Origin of the sequence: Streptomyces capoamus, from assembly GCF_014654935.1 — a bacterium.
GTDB classification, from domain to species: domain Bacteria; phylum Actinomycetota; class Actinomycetes; order Streptomycetales; family Streptomycetaceae; genus Streptomyces; species Streptomyces capoamus.
The window spans coordinates 135,856-149,856 of sequence record NZ_BNBF01000021.1; the positions used below are offsets into that span (position 1 = coordinate 135,856).

The window sequence follows — 14,001 nt, forward strand, 5'->3', positions numbered from 1 at the left end:
GTGCGACCCGGCTCCAGGAGCCCGCGCCGGAGGCCACGTCGAGGTCGTAGAACCCCGACCGGCTCGACTCCCCGTACCGCACCGCCCACATCCAGCCGGTCCTGCCGTCGCTGGTGTGCACCCGCTCCCTGACCCGCAGGTCCGGGTTCTCGTCGTACGTCGTCGCGACGAGCCGCGTTCCGTCGTACGAGAACGCGAGCCCGCCGACGCCGTGCTGGACCGGGATCCACCGCTCGACCTCCCCCGTCGCGAGGTCGAGCAGGCCGATCCGGTGCGCGGGCAGGTTCCGCTCCAGCACGGCGGCGGTCTTCAGGCCGGGAGCGACGGCGACGAAGGACCAGCGGGGGTCCTTCTCGTACGTTCCGCTCCTCGGGTCGAGCAGCCGGTAGGTGCGCTCCGAGACGCCCTGCTTCCCGGTCAGCCGCTTCGCCTCCGCCGTGTAGTACGCGGCCATCACCGCGTCCCCGGCGCCGATCAGCTCACGCGGCGGCGACTGGTCCGGGTGGGCGTCGACCGCACCGGAGTCCGGCACCCCGGCCGGCCGCACGTCCCTGTGGTGGCCGGAGTCCAGCAGCGGCACCCCGACGGCGACGGCGACCACGGCTGCGGTGGCCGCGGCGACCGAGGCCAGCCTGCGGTTGCGGCGGCGCCTGCGGACACCGAGCACCCGGTCCGCGAACCCGGCCGGCACCGGCGGCTCGCCGTCGGCCTGCTCCCGCAGCGCCTCGCGCACGAGTTCCTCCACGTTCACGGACGCACCTCCACGGGCGAGAAGTCACGGGACGGCTGCTCCGGCCGGGGAGCCACCGCCGCCAGCTCGGGCGCCAGCTCGCGGAGCCTGGCCAGCGAGCGGTGGGTGGTGGACCGCACGGTGCCCACCGAGCAGCCCAGGATCCGGGCCACCTCGGTCTCCGGCAGGTCCTCGAAGTAGCGCAGCACCAGCACGGTGCGCTGGCGGGCGGTGAGCCGGGACAGAGCCGAGCGCAGCACCAGCCGCAGCTCGGCGGCGGCCGAGGCGTCCGGTACCCGGCCGGCCTCCGGCGGTTCGGCCACGGTGACCTCGCGACGCCGCCACTTCAGCCGCCAGCGGCTGATCTGCTGGCGGTACAGGACCTGCCGGACGTACGCCTCGGGCTCGTCGATCCGCTGCCACCGGCCGGCCGCCTTGACCAGCGCGTTCTGCAGCAGGTCCTCGGCAGCGTGCCGGTCGCCGCCGGACAGCAGCACGGCGGTCCTCAGCAGCGCGGTCGACCTCCCGGCCACGAACTCCCGGAAACTCTCCTGCGCCTCGGCATCCATCGTCACCTTCGCCTTCCCCGGGCCGCACCGAACCGTCCGGCCCCTGCACCCCTCCTGACGCGCCGGCCGCCGCGTGACTATGCCTGCGCCGCGGAAAAAGTTCCGCGACGCCACCCCGCGCGCACGACGAAGCGCCCCCCACACCACGGCGGAGGGCACTCGACGGGACGCGGGACGTCAGTTGTGGCTGTGCAGGATGTCGTTCAGGCCGCCCCAGACCGCGTTGTTCGGGCGGGCCTCGACCGTGCCGGTGACCGAGTTGCGGCGGAAGAGGATGTTCGAGGCGCCGCTGAGCTCGCGGGCCTTGACGATCTGGCCGTCGGGCATGGTGACGCGGGTGCCCGCGGTGATGTAGAGGCCCGCCTCGACCACGCACTCGTCGCCGAGCGCGATGCCGACGCCGGCCTCGGCGCCGACCAGGCAGCGCTCGCCGATGGAGATGATCACGTTGCCGCCGCCGGACAGGGTGCCCATGGTGGAGGCGCCGCCGCCGATGTCGGAACCGTCGCCGACGACGACACCCGCGGAGATCCGGCCCTCGACCATGGAGGTGCCGAGCGTGCCGGCGTTGAAGTTGACGAAGCCCTCGTGCATGACCGTGGTGCCGGCCGCGAGGTGGGCGCCGAGGCGGACCCGGTCGGCGTCGGCGATGCGCACGCCCTTGGGGACGACGTAGTCCGTCATGCGCGGGAACTTGTCGATGGAGGTCACCTGGAGGTGCAGGCCCTCGGCGCGGGCGTTCAGGCGCACCTTCTCGATGTCGTCCACGGCGACCGGGCCGAGCGAGGTCCAGGCGACGTTGGCGAGGTGGCCGAAGACGCCGTCCAGGTTCTGGCCGTGCGGCTTGACCAGGCGGTGCGAGAGCAGGTGCAGGCGCAGGTAGACGTCGTGCGCGTCGAGCGGCTTCTCGTCCAGCGAGGCGATGACCGTGCGGACCGCGACCACCTCGACGCCCCGGCGGGCGTCCGGCCCGGTCGCCGCGGTCGCGCCGCCGCCCAGCAGCTGCGCGGCCTGCTCGGCGGTCAGCCGCTCGGTGCCGGCCGGGCCCGGCTCCTCGACCAGCTCGGGGGCCGGGAACCAGGTGTCGAGAACGGTGCCGTCGGAGGCGATCGTGGCGAGACCGGCGGCGACGGCGCCGGTGGTACGGGTTGCAGACTCGGTCATGGGAGAAAACCTAACGTGGGCGGGGTGGTGAGGGCGAACCGCGTCTCACGTGCCGGGCGGGGTTTCGGGGCCGGGCGGTACGTCGGCCTCGGCGGCGACCGCGCGGTGGCTGAGCCCGGTCAGCGGCACAAGATAGTTTCACTTTCATAGAAACCGCTCGCGGCCGGCCCCGCCTCCACTACTGTGCGGGCCCGTGTCCGACAACACCCCCCGCACCCGAAGACTCGGCCTGGCCGCCGCGCTGGCCCTTTCGGCCGCCGCCGCCTGCGTGGCCGTGACCGCCCTGCAGGACCGGCCCCCGGAGAAGGAGGCCACCGCACCGGCGACACCGCCCGACAACGGCCCCGGCCTGCTCTCCTTCGCCTCCCCGTCCACCCCGCCGCCGAACGCGCCTGCTCCCGCGAGGAACCGCACGGTCCCGTCCGGCTCCTCGCCCTCCGCCCCCTCCCCCTCCGCCCCCGAGTCCCCCGCCCGTCCGCAGCACACGCCCGCCGGCTCCCCGTCACCCACGGCCGGTTCCCCCCGCACGACGGCGCACGGGACGTCCGTCCGCTCCGTCAACTACCCCGACCGCTACTGGCACGTCAGCGGCGGCCTGGTGAAACTCGACCCCGTCGGCTCGGCCCCAGGCCTGCGCGCCGCCACCTTCACCCGCGTCAAGGGCCTGGCCGACGCCCGCTGCTACTCCTTCGTCACGGCCGGCGGCGGCTACCTCCGCCACCGCGACTTCCTGCTCCGCGCCGACCCCGACGACGGCTCGGCCCTGTTCCGGCAGGACGCCACGTTCTGCCCCCGCCCCTCCGCCTTCTCCGGCGCCGTCATGCTGGAGTCGGTCAACTACCCCGGCCGCTTCCTGCGCCACCGGAACTTCCAGCTGCGGCTGGACCCGTACCAGGACACCGGCCTCTACCGGTCCGACGCGGCCTTCCGGCTGGTGGACGGCCTCGCCTGAACACACGGAAGCGGCGGCACCCGCAGGTGCCGCCGCTTCTTCGCCCACACGGGGACCGGACGGGGATCAGACGTTGAACCCGAGCGCCCGCAGCTGCTCGCGGCCGTCGTCCGTGATCTTGTCCGGACCCCACGGCGGCATCCAGACCCAGTTGATGCGCAGCTCGCTGACCAGGCCGTCGGTGGCGGACTTGGCCTGGTCCTCGATGACGTCGGTCAGCGGGCAGGCCGCCGAGGTCAGCGTCATGTCCACCGTCGCGATGTTGGAGTCGTCGACGTGGATGCCGTAGATCAGACCGAGGTTCACGACGTCGATGCCCAGTTCGGGGTCGACGACGTCCATCAGGGCCTCGCGGAGTTCCTCTTCCGAGGCCGGCTTCATCTCGACGGTGTCGCTCATGCGGTCTTCCTTTCGGCTTCGGCGCCACCCAGCGCCTGGGCCGTCGCGTCCTTCCACGCCATCCAGCTCAGGAGGGCGCACTTGACCCGCGCGGGGTACTTGGAGACACCGGCGAACGCGACCGCGTCCTCCAGGATCTCCTCCATCGCGTCGTCGGGCTCGATCTTGCCCTTGGACTGCATCAGCTCCAGGAAGGTCTCCTGGATCTTCTGCGCCTCGGCGAGGTCCTTGCCGACCAGCAGCTCGTTCAGCACGGAGGCGGAGGCCTGGCTGATGGAGCAGCCCTGTCCCTCGTAGGAGACGTCCCCGATGGTCGTGCCGTCGTACTTCACGCGCAGGGTGATCTCGTCGCCGCAGGTCGGGTTCACGTGGTGCACCTCGGCGTCGCCATCCCGCAAGCCCCGCCCGTGCGGGTTCTTGTAGTGGTCCAGGATGACGTCCTGGTACATCGAGTCCAGCTTCACGGTGTCAGCTCACGCCTCTCAGCCGAAGAAGTTCCGTACGTGCTCCAGCCCCTCGACCAGTGTGTCGATCTCGGCCGGCGTGGAGTACAGATAGAACGACGCTCGGGTGGTCGCAGGAATTCCGTAGCGGAGGCAGACCGGACGGGCGCAGTGGTGGCCGACCCGGACCGCGATGCCCTGCTCGTCGAGGACCTGGCCCACGTCGTGCGGGTGGATGTCCCCGAGGGTGAAGGAGATCGCCGCCCCGCGGTCCTCGGCCGTCGTCGGACCGATGATCCGCAGGTCGGGCACCTCGGCCAGGCGCTTCACCGCGTACTCGGTGAGCGCGTGCTCATGGGCGAGGATCTTGTCCATGCCGATCGACTGCAGGTAGTCGATCGCCGCGCCGAGACCGACCGCCTGGGCGATCGGGGGCGTGCCCGCCTCGAACTTGTGCGGCGCCGGCGCGTAGGTGGACGAGTGCATCGAGACGGTCTCGATCATCTCGCCGCCGCCGAGGAACGGGGGCAGGTCCTCCAGCAGCTCCTGGCGGCCCCACAGGACGCCGATGCCGGTCGGGCCGCACATCTTGTGACCGGTGAAGGCCACGAAGTCGGCCTGGAGGGCCTGCACGTCCAGCGGCATGTGCGGGGCGGCCTGGGAGGCGTCGATGCAGACGAGGGCGCCGACCTCCTGGGCGCGGCGGATGATCGTCTCGACCGGGTTGACCGTGCCCAGGATGTTCGACACCAGCACGAAGGAGACGATCTTCGTCTTCTCCGTGATGACCTCGTCGATGTTGGACAGGTCCAGCCGGCCGTCGTCCGTGAGACCGAACCACTTCAGCTTCGCGCCCGTGCGCTGCGCCAGCAGCTGCCACGGCACGATGTTGGAGTGGTGCTCCATCTCCGTGATGACGATCTCGGTCTCGTGGTCCACCCGGTAGGGCTCGTCGGCCCAGCCCAGCATGTTCGCCACGAGGTTCAGCGACTCGGAGGCGTTCTTGGTGAAGATCACCTCGTCGCGGCTCGGCGCGTTGACGAACGCGGCGACCTTGTCGCGCGCGCCCTCGTACAGCGCCGTGGCCTCCTCGGCGAGCACATGCACACCGCGGTGGACGTTGGCGTTGTGGCGCTCGTAGTACTCGTTCAGGGCGTCCAGCACCTGGCGCGGCTTCTGCGAGGTCGCCGCGTTGTCCAGGTACACGAGCTTCCTGCCGTCGTGGACGACGCGGTCCAGTACGGGGAAGTCCTTGCGGATCGCCTCGGTGTCGAGGAGGCCCGGCAGCTGTGTCACGCGGATGCGCCACCCTTCACGTATGCCTCGTAGCCCTCGTTCTCCAGCTTGTCCGCGAGCTCCGGGCCGCCGGACTCGACGATGCGGCCGCCGGCGAACACGTGGACGTGGTCGGGCTTGATGTAGCGCAGGATGCGCGTGTAGTGCGTGATCAGCAGGGTGCCGACCTCGCCGGTCTCGCGGACGCGGTTGACGCCCTCGGAGACGATGCGGAGCGCGTCGACGTCCAGGCCGGAGTCGGTCTCGTCGAGGATCGCGACCTTCGGCTTGAGCAGCTCCAGCTGGAGGATCTCGTGGCGCTTCTTCTCACCGCCGGAGAAGCCCTCGTTCACGTTGCGCTCGGCGAAGGACGGGTCCATGTTGAGGCGCTGCATGGCCTCCTTGACCTCCTTCACCCAGGTGCGCAGCTTCGGGGCCTCGCCGCGGATGGCGGTGGCGGAGGTACGCAGGAAGTTGGAGACCGAGACGCCGGGGACCTCGACCGGGTACTGCATCGCCAGGAACAGGCCCGCGCGAGCCCGCTCGTCGACGGACATCTCCAGGACGTCCTCGCCGTCGAGCAGCACGGTGCCGCTGGTGATCGTGTACTTCGGGTGACCCGCGAGCGAGTAGGCGAGGGTCGACTTGCCGGAGCCGTTCGGGCCCATGATGGCGTGCGTCTCGCCCTGCTTCACGGTGAGGTCGACGCCCTTGAGGATCTCCTTCGTGGCGTTGTCGGCCTCGACGGTGACGTGCAGGTCTCGGATTTCAAGCGTTGCCATGGGTGCCTCAGGACTCCTGGGTGAGGGAGGCGCGGACGTCAACGAGGACGCTGCCCCCTTCGATCTTTACGGGGTATACGGGGACGGGGCGCGTCGCGGGGAGGCCGGACGGCTTGCCGGTGCGCAGGTCGAAGGCGGAGCCGTGCAGCCAGCACTCGATCTGGCAGTCCTCCACCTCGCCCTCCGAGAGGGAGACGTTCGCGTGCGAGCAGATGTCGTTGATGGCGAACACCTCACCCCCGGTCTTGACGACCGAGACCGGGGTGCCGTCGAGTTCGACCCGTTTGGGGGTGTCCTCTTCCAGTTCGCTCAGTGCGCAGGCACGTACGAAGGTCGTCATGCGACGGAAGCCTCCAGCTCCTCCTCGATCTTGGCGAGCAGGCGCTCCTCGATGTCGGCGACACCGATCTGCTGGACCAGCTCGGCGAAGAAGCCGCGGACCACCAGGCGGCGGGCCTCGTGCTCCGGCATGCCGCGGGCCATCAGGTAGAAGAGCTGCTCGTCGTCGAAGCGGCCGGTGGCGGAGGCGTGACCGGCGCCGACGATCTCGCCGGTCTCGATCTCCAGGTTCGGCACCGAGTCGACACGCGCGCCGTCGGTGAGGACCAGGTTGCGGTTCATCTCGTAGGTGTCCGTGCCCTCGGCCTTGGCCTCGATGAGCACGTCACCGATCCACACCGCGTGCGCGTCGTCGCCCTGGAGCGCGCCCTTGTAGACGACGTTCGACTTGCAGTGCGGGGTGTTGTGGGTGACCAGCAGGCGGTGCTCCTGGTGCTGCCCGGAGTCGGTGAAGTACAGGCCGAACAGCTCGGCCTCGCCGCCGGGGCCGGCGTACTCCACGCGCGGGTGCAGGCGCACCACGTCACCGCCGAAGGTGACGACCACGGACTTGAAGGCGGCGTCCCGGCCGATCAGCGCGTTGTGCTGGGCGATGTGCACGGCCTTGTCGTCCCAGTCCTGGACGGAGACGACGGTCAGCTTGGCGCCGTCCCCGAGCAGGTAGTCGACGTTGGCGGCGAGCACCGCGTCACCGGTGTGGTCGATGACCACGACGGCCTCGGCGAAGGCGCCCAGCTCGATCACCTGGTGGCCGAAGGCGGTGCCGCCCCGGCCGTGCACGGCGATGCGGATCGGCTCGGTGAGGACGGTCTCCTTGGGGACGGTCACGACCGAGGCCTTCTCGAAGGCGGAGTACGCCTGCGCGGCCACCCGGTCCACCGGGGTGCCCGCCTTGCCCAGGCGCGCGTCGTCGCGGCCGACGGTCTCGACGGTGACGCCCTCGGGGGCCTGGACGTCGACCTTCACACCGTCGCCGTTCGCGGTGGCGGTGCCGTCGTGCAGACCGCGCAGGCGCTCCAGCGGGGTGAACCGCCACTCCTCCTCACGGCCGTGCGGGACGGGGAAGTCCGCGACGTCGAAGGACGGGGGCGCGCTCATGCGCGAGACGACGGTCGACTCCGCGGCGACCGCGATCGAGCCGGCGGTCGTGGAACCGACCGGCGGGGGTCCCCCCGCCGGAGCGAAGCCGGAGGTGGGGGAGTTCTGGGCCTCAGCCATGGCTGTCGTAATGCTCGCTTTCTTACGGGTGGGCTTGACGGGGATCGCGGGCCGGTGATTAACCGACCGCGCCCTCCATCTGCAGCTCGATCAGCCGGTTGAGCTCCAGCGCGTACTCCATGGGCAGCTCCTTGGCGATCGGCTCGACGAAGCCGCGCACGATCATCGCCATGGCCTCGTCCTCGGACAGGCCGCGGCTCATCAGGTAGAAGAGCTGGTCCTCGGAGACCTTGGAGACGGTGGCCTCGTGGCCCATGGACACGTCGTCCTCGCGGACGTCGACGTACGGGTACGTGTCCGACCGGGAGATGGTGTCCACCAGCAGCGCGTCGCACAGCACGTTGGACTTCGACCCGGCGGCGCCCTCGCCGATCTCGATCAGGCCGCGGTAGGAAGTACGGCCGCCACCGCGCGCCACCGACTTCGAGACGATGTTGGACGAGGTGTTCGGGGCCATGTGGACCATCTTGGCGCCGGCGTCCTGGTGCTGCCCCTCGCCCGCGAAGGCGATGGACAGGGTCTCGCCCTTGGCGTGCTCGCCCATCAGGTAGACGGCCGGGTACTTCATGGTGACCTTGGAGCCGATGTTGCCGTCGACCCACTCCATGGTCGCGCCCTCGTAGGCCACGGCACGCTTGGTGACCAGGTTGTAGACGTTGTTCGACCAGTTCTGGATGGTCGTGTAGCGGCAGCGGGCGTTCTTCTTGACGATGATCTCGACGACCGCGGAGTGCAGCGAGTCGGACTTGTAGATCGGCGCCGTACAGCCCTCGACGTAGTGCACGTAGGCACCCTCGTCGACGATGATCAGGGTCCGCTCGAACTGGCCCATGTTCTCCGTGTTGATGCGGAAGTAGGCCTGCAGCGGGATCTCGACGTGAACGCCCTTGGGCACGTAGATGAAGGAGCCGCCGGACCACACGGCGGTGTTCAGCGCGGCGAACTTGTTGTCACCGGCGGGGATGACGGTCCCGAAGTACTCCTTGAAGAGCTCCGGGTGCTCCTTCAGCGCAGTGTCGGTGTCGAGGAAGATGACGCCCTGCTCCTCCAGGTCCTCGCGGATCTGGTGGTAGACGACCTCCGACTCGTACTGGGCGGCGACACCGGCGACGAGGCGCTGCTTCTCGGCCTCCGGGATGCCCAGCTTGTCGTAGGTGTTCTTGATGTCCTCGGGCAGGTCCTCCCAGGACTCCGCCTGCTTCTCGGTGGAGCGCACGAAGTACTTGATGTTGTCGAAGTCGATGCCCGAGAGGTCGGAGCCCCAGTTCGGCATCGGCTTCTTCTCGAAGAGCTTCAGGCCCTTCAGGCGCAGCTTGGTCATCCACTCCGGCTCGGACTTCTTGTCCGAGATGTCGCGGACGACGTCCTCATTCAGGCCACGCCTGGCGGAGGCACCGGCCACGTCGGAGTCGGCCCAGCCGTATTCGTACTTGCCCAGGCCCTCGAGTTCGGGGTGGGCAGTCTCCGTGGGGAGAGTCATGCGGGGTTCCTCCCGGCCGTGCTTGCAGGTGCGTCAGTGGATGTCTTGGGGATGAACGTCGTGCAGACGCCGTCGCCGTGCGCGATGGTCGCCAGCCGCTGGACGTGGGTACCCAGCAGCTCGGCGAAGATCTCCGTCTCCGCCTCGCACAGCTGCGGGAACTGTTCCGCGACGTGGGCGACCGGGCAGTGGTGCTGGCAGAGCTGCTCGCCGACCGGTGCGCTGCGCGCCGTAGCAGCGTACCCGTCGACACTCAAGGCCTTGGCCAGCGCTTCGGCGCGTTTGTCGGGCGTCACCGCCTCGATCGCCTCGCGGTACGCGCCCGCCTGGGCGGCGAGCCGGGCGCGGGCGAAGGCGGCGACCGCCTCGGGGCCGCCCTCCCGCTCGGCGATCCAGCGCAGGGCGTCCGCGGCGAGCTTGTCGTACGACTGGTCGAAGGCGTCCCGGCCGCAGTCCGTGAGCGCGAAGACCTTGGCGGGGCGCCCGCGCGTGCGCGTGCCGTAGACCCGCTGTTCACGGGGCTCCACCACGTCGTCGGCGACCAGCGCGTCCAGGTGACGCCGGACGGCCGCCTGGGTCAGGCCCAGCCGGCCGGCGAGTTCGGCGACGGTCGACGGACCGTGGTCCAGGATGGACCGCGCGACCCGGTTGCGCGTGGAGCGCTCACCGGTCGCTAGCTCCTCCTGCGGGGCACCCGTGGGCGTCTCCCGAGCCTCGCCGACGTTTTTCACAACGCCATTGTTGCGTAATTCCGCGGAGCCTGACAAGCGCCGTCCGGATCACCCGGCGGTGCCCTGCGTCACTTAGGCATACCTAATCCGACCTGCGGAAACGATCAGCGGATCACCCGCCCGGCTCCCCGGCCGGGCCGAGCCGGCGGCGCCCCGCGCGCCGGCCGGAAGACTGCCGGACCCTGCCCGCACCCCCTCCGACCGGCCCTCTTGCCACCCGGCACGCCGTCACCGCGCGGCCGGGACCGCCCGGTGTGCGGGGCCCCTGGACGCGCTCGGTCCGGCGGGCACGCCCGCCGTCCCCGCTCCGTACCCGCCCCGTCCCCGCCCCGTCCCCGCCCCGTCCCCGCCCCGGACGCGCGCCCGGTCCGTCGCGGCCGTCCGGGTGAACCCGCCACCACGCCGGCGTGCGCCGGGCCGGCCACCCCCTCCCGGAGGACTTCCCCCCACCCCCGCGCCCGAGGGGCAAGCGGTCTCCCTAGACTCTGGTGGCATGGGAAGTCAGTCGGTGGTCCAGGTCCGGGCCCTGGTGAAGCGGTACGGCGCGAAGACCGCGGTGGACGGCCTCGACCTGGTGGCCGAAGCGGGCGTGACCGCCGTACTCGGACCCAACGGGGCGGGGAAGACGACCACGGTCGAGACCTGCGAGGGGTACCGGAAGCCGGATTCCGGCACGGTGCGCGTCCTGGGCCTCGACCCCGTCCGGGACTCCGCCGCGCTGCGGCCCCGCATCGGCGTGATGCTCCAGTCCGGCGGTGTGTACTCCGGCGCCCGCGCCGACGAGATGCTCCGGCACGTGGCGAAGCTGCACGCGCACCCGCTGGACGTCGACGCCCTCGTCGAGCGCCTCGGCCTCGGCTCCTGCGGCCGCACGTCCTACCGGCGGCTGTCCGGCGGCCAGCAGCAGCGGCTCGCGCTCGCCATGGCCGTGGTGGGCCGACCGGAACTGGTCTTCCTGGACGAGCCGACCGCCGGCCTCGACCCGCAGGCCCGCCACGCCACCTGGGACCTGGTCCGGGACCTGCGCGCCGACGGCGTCTCGGTGATCCTGACCACGCACCACATGGACGAGGCCGAGCAGCTCGCCGACGACGTCGCCATCATCGACGGCGGCCGGGTGATCGCCCACGGCTCCCCGGAGCAGCTGTGCAAGGGCGGCGCCGAGAACACCCTGCGCTTCACCGGCCGCCCCGGCCTCGACGTCGGCTCCCTGCTCAAGGCGCTCCCGGCCGACTGCACGGCCGCCGAGCTGACCCCGGGCTCCTACCGGGTCGTCGGCAAGGTCGACCCCCAGCTGCTGGCCACCGTCACCTCCTGGTGCGCCCAGCACGGAGTGATGCCGGACCGGATCTCGGTGGAGCGGCACACCCTGGAGGACGTCTTCCTGGAGCTGACCGGCAAGGAGCTGCGCTCGTGACCGTTGGTACGTACACGCCGAAGCCGGGGGCCGCACCGCTCCCCCGGATGATCGCGGCGCAGGCGGCCCTGGAGACCAGGATGCTGCTGCGCAACGGCGAGCAGCTGCTGCTGACGGTGGTCATCCCGACCCTGCTGCTGGTCCTGTTCAGCGCGGTCGACATCGTGGACACCGGCAAGGGGAAGGCCGTCGACTTCCTCGCCCCGGGCGTCCTCGCCCTGGCCGTGATGTCGACGGCGTTCACCGGCCAGGCCATCGCCACCGGCTTCGAGCGCCGCTACGGCGTGCTCAAGCGGCTCGCCTCCTCGCCCCTGCCCCGCTGGGGCCTGATGGCCGCCAAGACGGTGTCCGTGCTGGTCACGGAGGTGCTGCAGGTCGCCCTGCTGACCGTCATCGCGTTCGCGCTGGGCTGGTCCCCGCACGGCAACCCGGCGGCCGTGCTGCTCCTGCTGCTGCTCGGCACGGCCGCCTTCTCCGGGCTCGGCCTGCTGATGGCGGGCACGCTCCGGGCGGAGGCCACGCTGGCCGCCGCCAACCTGGTCTTCCTGCTGCTCCTCGTGGGCGGCGGGGTCATCGTGCCGCTGGAGAAGTTCGGTGCGACGGGGCAGCACGTGCTGGGCCTGCTGCCGATCTCCGCCCTCTCGGACGGCCTGCGGGACGTCCTCCAGCACGGCTCCGGCACGCCGTGGGCCGACCTGGGGATCCTGGCCGTCTGGGCGGTGGCCGCACTGGCCGCCGCCGGGAGGTTCTTCCGCTGGGAGTGACCGGCGCCGCACCCCCGGAGGGCCACCCTCGTGAACGCGTGCACAAGCGGCGGCCTACGATGGGGGACGTGCCCAAGCTGAACCGCGCCGACGCCGAAGCCGCGCTGCGCAACCCGCTCGCCTTCATCGCCGACCGCTGGACCCCGGACCCCCGGACCGTCCGGCGGGCCGCGCTCGCCGCGCTCGTGATGTCGGTCGTCATCGTCGTCACCGGCGGCGCCGTCCGCCTCACCGGCTCGGGCCTCGGCTGCCCGACCTGGCCCACCTGCACCGACGACTCGCTGACCACGACCCGGGCCATGGGCTTCCACGGGGTCGTCGAGTTCGGCAACCGCATGCTGACGTACGTGCTGTGCGCGGCCGTCGGCTGGGCCATCGTCGCGGCCCGCGCGGAGAAGCCGTGGCGGCGCAGCCTGACCAGGCTGGGCTGGGCCCAGTTCTGGGTGGTCATGGGCAACGCCGTGCTCGGCGGCATCGTCGTCCTGGTCGGCCTCAACCCGTACACGGTCGCCGCGCACTTCCTGCTCTCCACGGCGCTGATCGCCATCGCCGCGGTGATGTGGCAGCGCACCCGGGAGGGTGACGCGGCGCCGCGACCGCTGGTCGGCGCGGCGGTGCAGCAGCTGGTGTGGTGCCTGGTGGCCGCGACCCTGCTGCTCATCGCGGTCGGCACGGTGGTGACCGGCGCCGGGCCGCACGCGGGCGACTCCAGCGAGGTCGACCGGATCCCGATCGACTGGGAGACGGTCTCCAAGCTGCACGCGGTGCTCGCCTGGATCGTGGTGACGCTGACGTTCGCCCTGTGGTTCGTCCTGAAGGCGGTCGACGCCCCGCCCGGCCCGTCGGCGCGGACGCGGGACCTCTTCGTGATCCTGCTCGCGCAGGGCGTGATCGGCTACGTGCAGTACTTCACGCACCTGCCGGAGGCGCTGGTGGCCGCGCACATGCTCGGCTCGTGCCTGATCTGGATCGCCACCCTGCGCGTGCTGCTGTCGCTGCGCGAGCGCCCGGAGGCCGTTCTGGACCTGCCGGGCCCCTCGACCGGGGTGACGGTCGGCACGCGCGCCTGACTCACCCGTACGTGGTGACCAGCGCGTCGATCGCGGGCCCCAGGAACGCCCGGGTCGTCCCGGCCCGGTGGCTGAGCCAGTCGTCGGCGGGCGGTCCCGGCGGGGTGCCGTAGCGGCGGCGGGCGATGTCGTCGACGACCTCGCGGGGAGCCCCGAGCGACGGGAGTGCGGCCAGGGCCTCGCGCTTGCTGATCAGCCGGCCCTCGCGGAGGGTCACGGTGGCGCGGGCGAAGGTCAGCAGGCCCAGGTCGACCCAGACGTCCTGCCGCCACAGCCGGGCCCGGTCCACCGCCGGCCGCCAGAAGTCCCGCTGGTCGCGGACGACGAAGCGGTCGAGCTGGAGGTCCGGTACCGGCGGCAGCAGCGCGCCCGGCACCTGGCCGTGCAGCACACGCGTCCGAAGTCGTGCAGCTCGCGCCGGGTGACGGGAGTGACACTGCGGCGCATCAGCCCGTTGTGCGCCCAGGTCAGGTGCCGCCGCTCGGGGTCGGCCAGCGTCTGCGGGGTCAGGTAGCTGCAGTGCAGCTTCGCGGCGAGCGGCCCGGCGGCACGCAGCCGGGTGTGCAGGGCCGCCACCCGCCAGGCCCGCCCCAGCCCGAGCGGCCCGGGCAGGACGGCGACGAGGTCCAGGTCGCTGCGCCCCTCCTGGTAGTCGCCGCCGGCCAGGG

14 protein-coding genes and 2 pseudogenes are annotated in these 14,001 nt (G+C 71.5%); 4 read left to right on the plus strand and 12 right to left on the minus strand.

The features are described 5' to 3' along the window. From IE312_RS42250 to dapD, 3 genes and pseudogenes are all read right to left on the minus strand, one after another. Positions 1–751: pseudogene (locus tag IE312_RS42250) on the minus strand (WD40 repeat domain-containing protein); the annotation flags it as partial. Then, positions 748–1,299, minus strand: coding sequence for a SigE family RNA polymerase sigma factor (locus IE312_RS28780; RefSeq protein ID WP_189985245.1), 552 nt, complete (start codon positions 1,297–1,299; stop codon positions 748–750). The pseudogene IE312_RS42250 and the gene IE312_RS28780, both read right to left, overlap by 4 nt. A 177-nt stretch (positions 1,300–1,476) precedes the next feature. Continuing rightward, positions 1,477–2,463, minus strand: coding sequence for a 2,3,4,5-tetrahydropyridine-2,6-dicarboxylate N-succinyltransferase (dapD, locus tag IE312_RS28785; protein ID WP_189985217.1), 987 nt, complete (start codon positions 2,461–2,463; stop codon positions 1,477–1,479). Between the two features lie 193 nt (positions 2,464–2,656). Here dapD and IE312_RS43850 point away from each other — a divergent pair, with 193 nt between their 5' ends. Continuing rightward, positions 2,657–3,415 (plus strand): AbfB domain-containing protein, encoded by a 759-nt coding sequence (locus tag IE312_RS43850; protein ID WP_189985218.1) that lies wholly within the window; start codon positions 2,657–2,659, stop codon positions 3,413–3,415. A gap of 66 nt (positions 3,416–3,481) precedes the next feature. On the opposite strand, the gene IE312_RS28795 is transcribed toward IE312_RS43850, so the two are convergent. Genes IE312_RS28795 through IE312_RS28830 form a run of 8 tightly spaced genes read right to left on the minus strand, consistent with a single transcriptional unit; the run spans position 3,482 to position 10,082 of the window. Next, positions 3,482–3,814, minus strand: a complete 333-nt coding sequence (locus IE312_RS28795; RefSeq protein WP_030347956.1) for a metal-sulfur cluster assembly factor — start codon at positions 3,812–3,814, stop codon at positions 3,482–3,484. Continuing rightward, positions 3,811–4,278, minus strand: coding sequence for a Fe-S cluster assembly sulfur transfer protein SufU (gene sufU / locus IE312_RS28800; RefSeq protein WP_189985219.1), 468 nt, complete (start codon positions 4,276–4,278; stop codon positions 3,811–3,813). Before sufU ends, IE312_RS28795 begins: the two co-directional genes overlap by 4 nt. 18 nt (positions 4,279–4,296) lie before the next feature. Beyond that, complete coding sequence (locus IE312_RS28805) at positions 4,297–5,553, minus strand: cysteine desulfurase (RefSeq protein ID WP_189985220.1); 1,257 nt, start codon at positions 5,551–5,553, stop codon at positions 4,297–4,299. Continuing rightward, a complete protein-coding gene (gene sufC, locus IE312_RS28810; protein ID WP_189985221.1) occupies positions 5,550–6,314 on the minus strand; it encodes a Fe-S cluster assembly ATPase SufC in 765 nt (254 codons plus the stop codon). Before sufC ends, IE312_RS28805 begins: the two co-directional genes overlap by 4 nt. Positions 6,315–6,321: 7 nt before the next feature. Continuing rightward, positions 6,322–6,654 carry a bifunctional 3-phenylpropionate/cinnamic acid dioxygenase ferredoxin subunit gene (locus IE312_RS28815; RefSeq protein ID WP_189985222.1) on the minus strand — a complete coding sequence of 111 codons (333 nt, stop codon included), beginning with the start codon at positions 6,652–6,654 and terminating at the stop codon, positions 6,322–6,324. Then, complete coding sequence (gene sufD, locus IE312_RS28820; protein ID WP_189985223.1) at positions 6,651–7,871, minus strand: Fe-S cluster assembly protein SufD; 1,221 nt, start codon at positions 7,869–7,871, stop codon at positions 6,651–6,653. The genes IE312_RS28815 and sufD overlap by 4 nt, the downstream gene beginning before the upstream one ends. Positions 7,872–7,929: 58 nt before the next feature. Then, positions 7,930–9,351: a Fe-S cluster assembly protein SufB gene (sufB, locus tag IE312_RS28825; RefSeq protein WP_189985224.1), complete on the minus strand. Its 1,422-nt coding sequence runs from the start codon at positions 9,349–9,351 to the stop codon at positions 7,930–7,932. Continuing rightward, entirely contained in the window at positions 9,348–10,082 is a 735-nt protein-coding gene (locus IE312_RS28830; RefSeq protein WP_189985225.1) for a helix-turn-helix transcriptional regulator, read from the minus strand. Before IE312_RS28830 ends, sufB begins: the two co-directional genes overlap by 4 nt. Before the next feature lie 493 nt (positions 10,083–10,575). Between IE312_RS28830 and IE312_RS28835 the strand changes: the two genes are divergently transcribed. From IE312_RS28835 to IE312_RS28845, 3 genes are read left to right on the plus strand one after another with little or no spacing between them, the layout of a single operon-like run. Continuing rightward, complete coding sequence (locus tag IE312_RS28835) at positions 10,576–11,499, plus strand: ABC transporter ATP-binding protein (RefSeq protein ID WP_189985226.1); 924 nt, start codon at positions 10,576–10,578, stop codon at positions 11,497–11,499. Positions 11,500–11,546: 47 nt separating this feature from the next. Continuing rightward, the gene (locus IE312_RS28840; protein WP_229900551.1) at positions 11,547–12,263 is read left to right on the plus strand and encodes an ABC transporter permease; all 717 of its coding nucleotides are present in this window, start codon (positions 11,547–11,549) and stop codon (positions 12,261–12,263) included. Positions 12,264–12,322: 59 nt separating this feature from the next. After that, entirely contained in the window at positions 12,323–13,333 is a 1,011-nt protein-coding gene (locus IE312_RS28845) for a COX15/CtaA family protein (protein WP_189985228.1), read from the plus strand. Position 13,334: 1 nt separating this feature from the next. Here the strand turns inward: IE312_RS28845 and IE312_RS28850 are convergent. Continuing rightward, positions 13,335–14,001: pseudogene (locus IE312_RS28850) on the minus strand (DUF4111 domain-containing protein); the annotation flags it as partial.

Bases quoted from the DNA above. Each gene is read 5' to 3' on its own strand.
- IE312_RS28795 (WP_030347956.1), bottom strand. From the start codon at position 3,814: ATGAGCGACACCGTCGAGATGAAGCCGGCCTCGGAAGAGGAACTCCGC.
- sufC (WP_189985221.1), bottom strand. From the start codon at position 6,314: ATGGCAACGCTTGAAATCCGAGACCTGCACGTCACCGTCGAGGCCGAC.
- IE312_RS28835 (WP_189985226.1), top strand. From the start codon at position 10,576: ATGGGAAGTCAGTCGGTGGTCCAGGTCCGGGCCCTGGTGAAGCGGTAC.
- IE312_RS28815 (WP_189985222.1), bottom strand. From the start codon at position 6,654: ATGACGACCTTCGTACGTGCCTGCGCACTGAGCGAACTGGAAGAGGAC.
- sufD (WP_189985223.1), bottom strand. From the start codon at position 7,871: ATGGCTGAGGCCCAGAACTCCCCCACCTCCGGCTTCGCTCCGGCGGGG.
- sufB (WP_189985224.1), bottom strand. From the start codon at position 9,351: ATGACTCTCCCCACGGAGACTGCCCACCCCGAACTCGAGGGCCTGGGC.
- dapD (WP_189985217.1), bottom strand. From the start codon at position 2,463: ATGACCGAGTCTGCAACCCGTACCACCGGCGCCGTCGCCGCCGGTCTC.
- IE312_RS28780 (WP_189985245.1), bottom strand. From the start codon at position 1,299: ATGGATGCCGAGGCGCAGGAGAGTTTCCGGGAGTTCGTGGCCGGGAGG.
- IE312_RS28845 (WP_189985228.1), top strand. From the start codon at position 12,323: ATGGGGGACGTGCCCAAGCTGAACCGCGCCGACGCCGAAGCCGCGCTG.
- IE312_RS28840 (WP_229900551.1), top strand. From the start codon at position 11,547: ATGATCGCGGCGCAGGCGGCCCTGGAGACCAGGATGCTGCTGCGCAAC.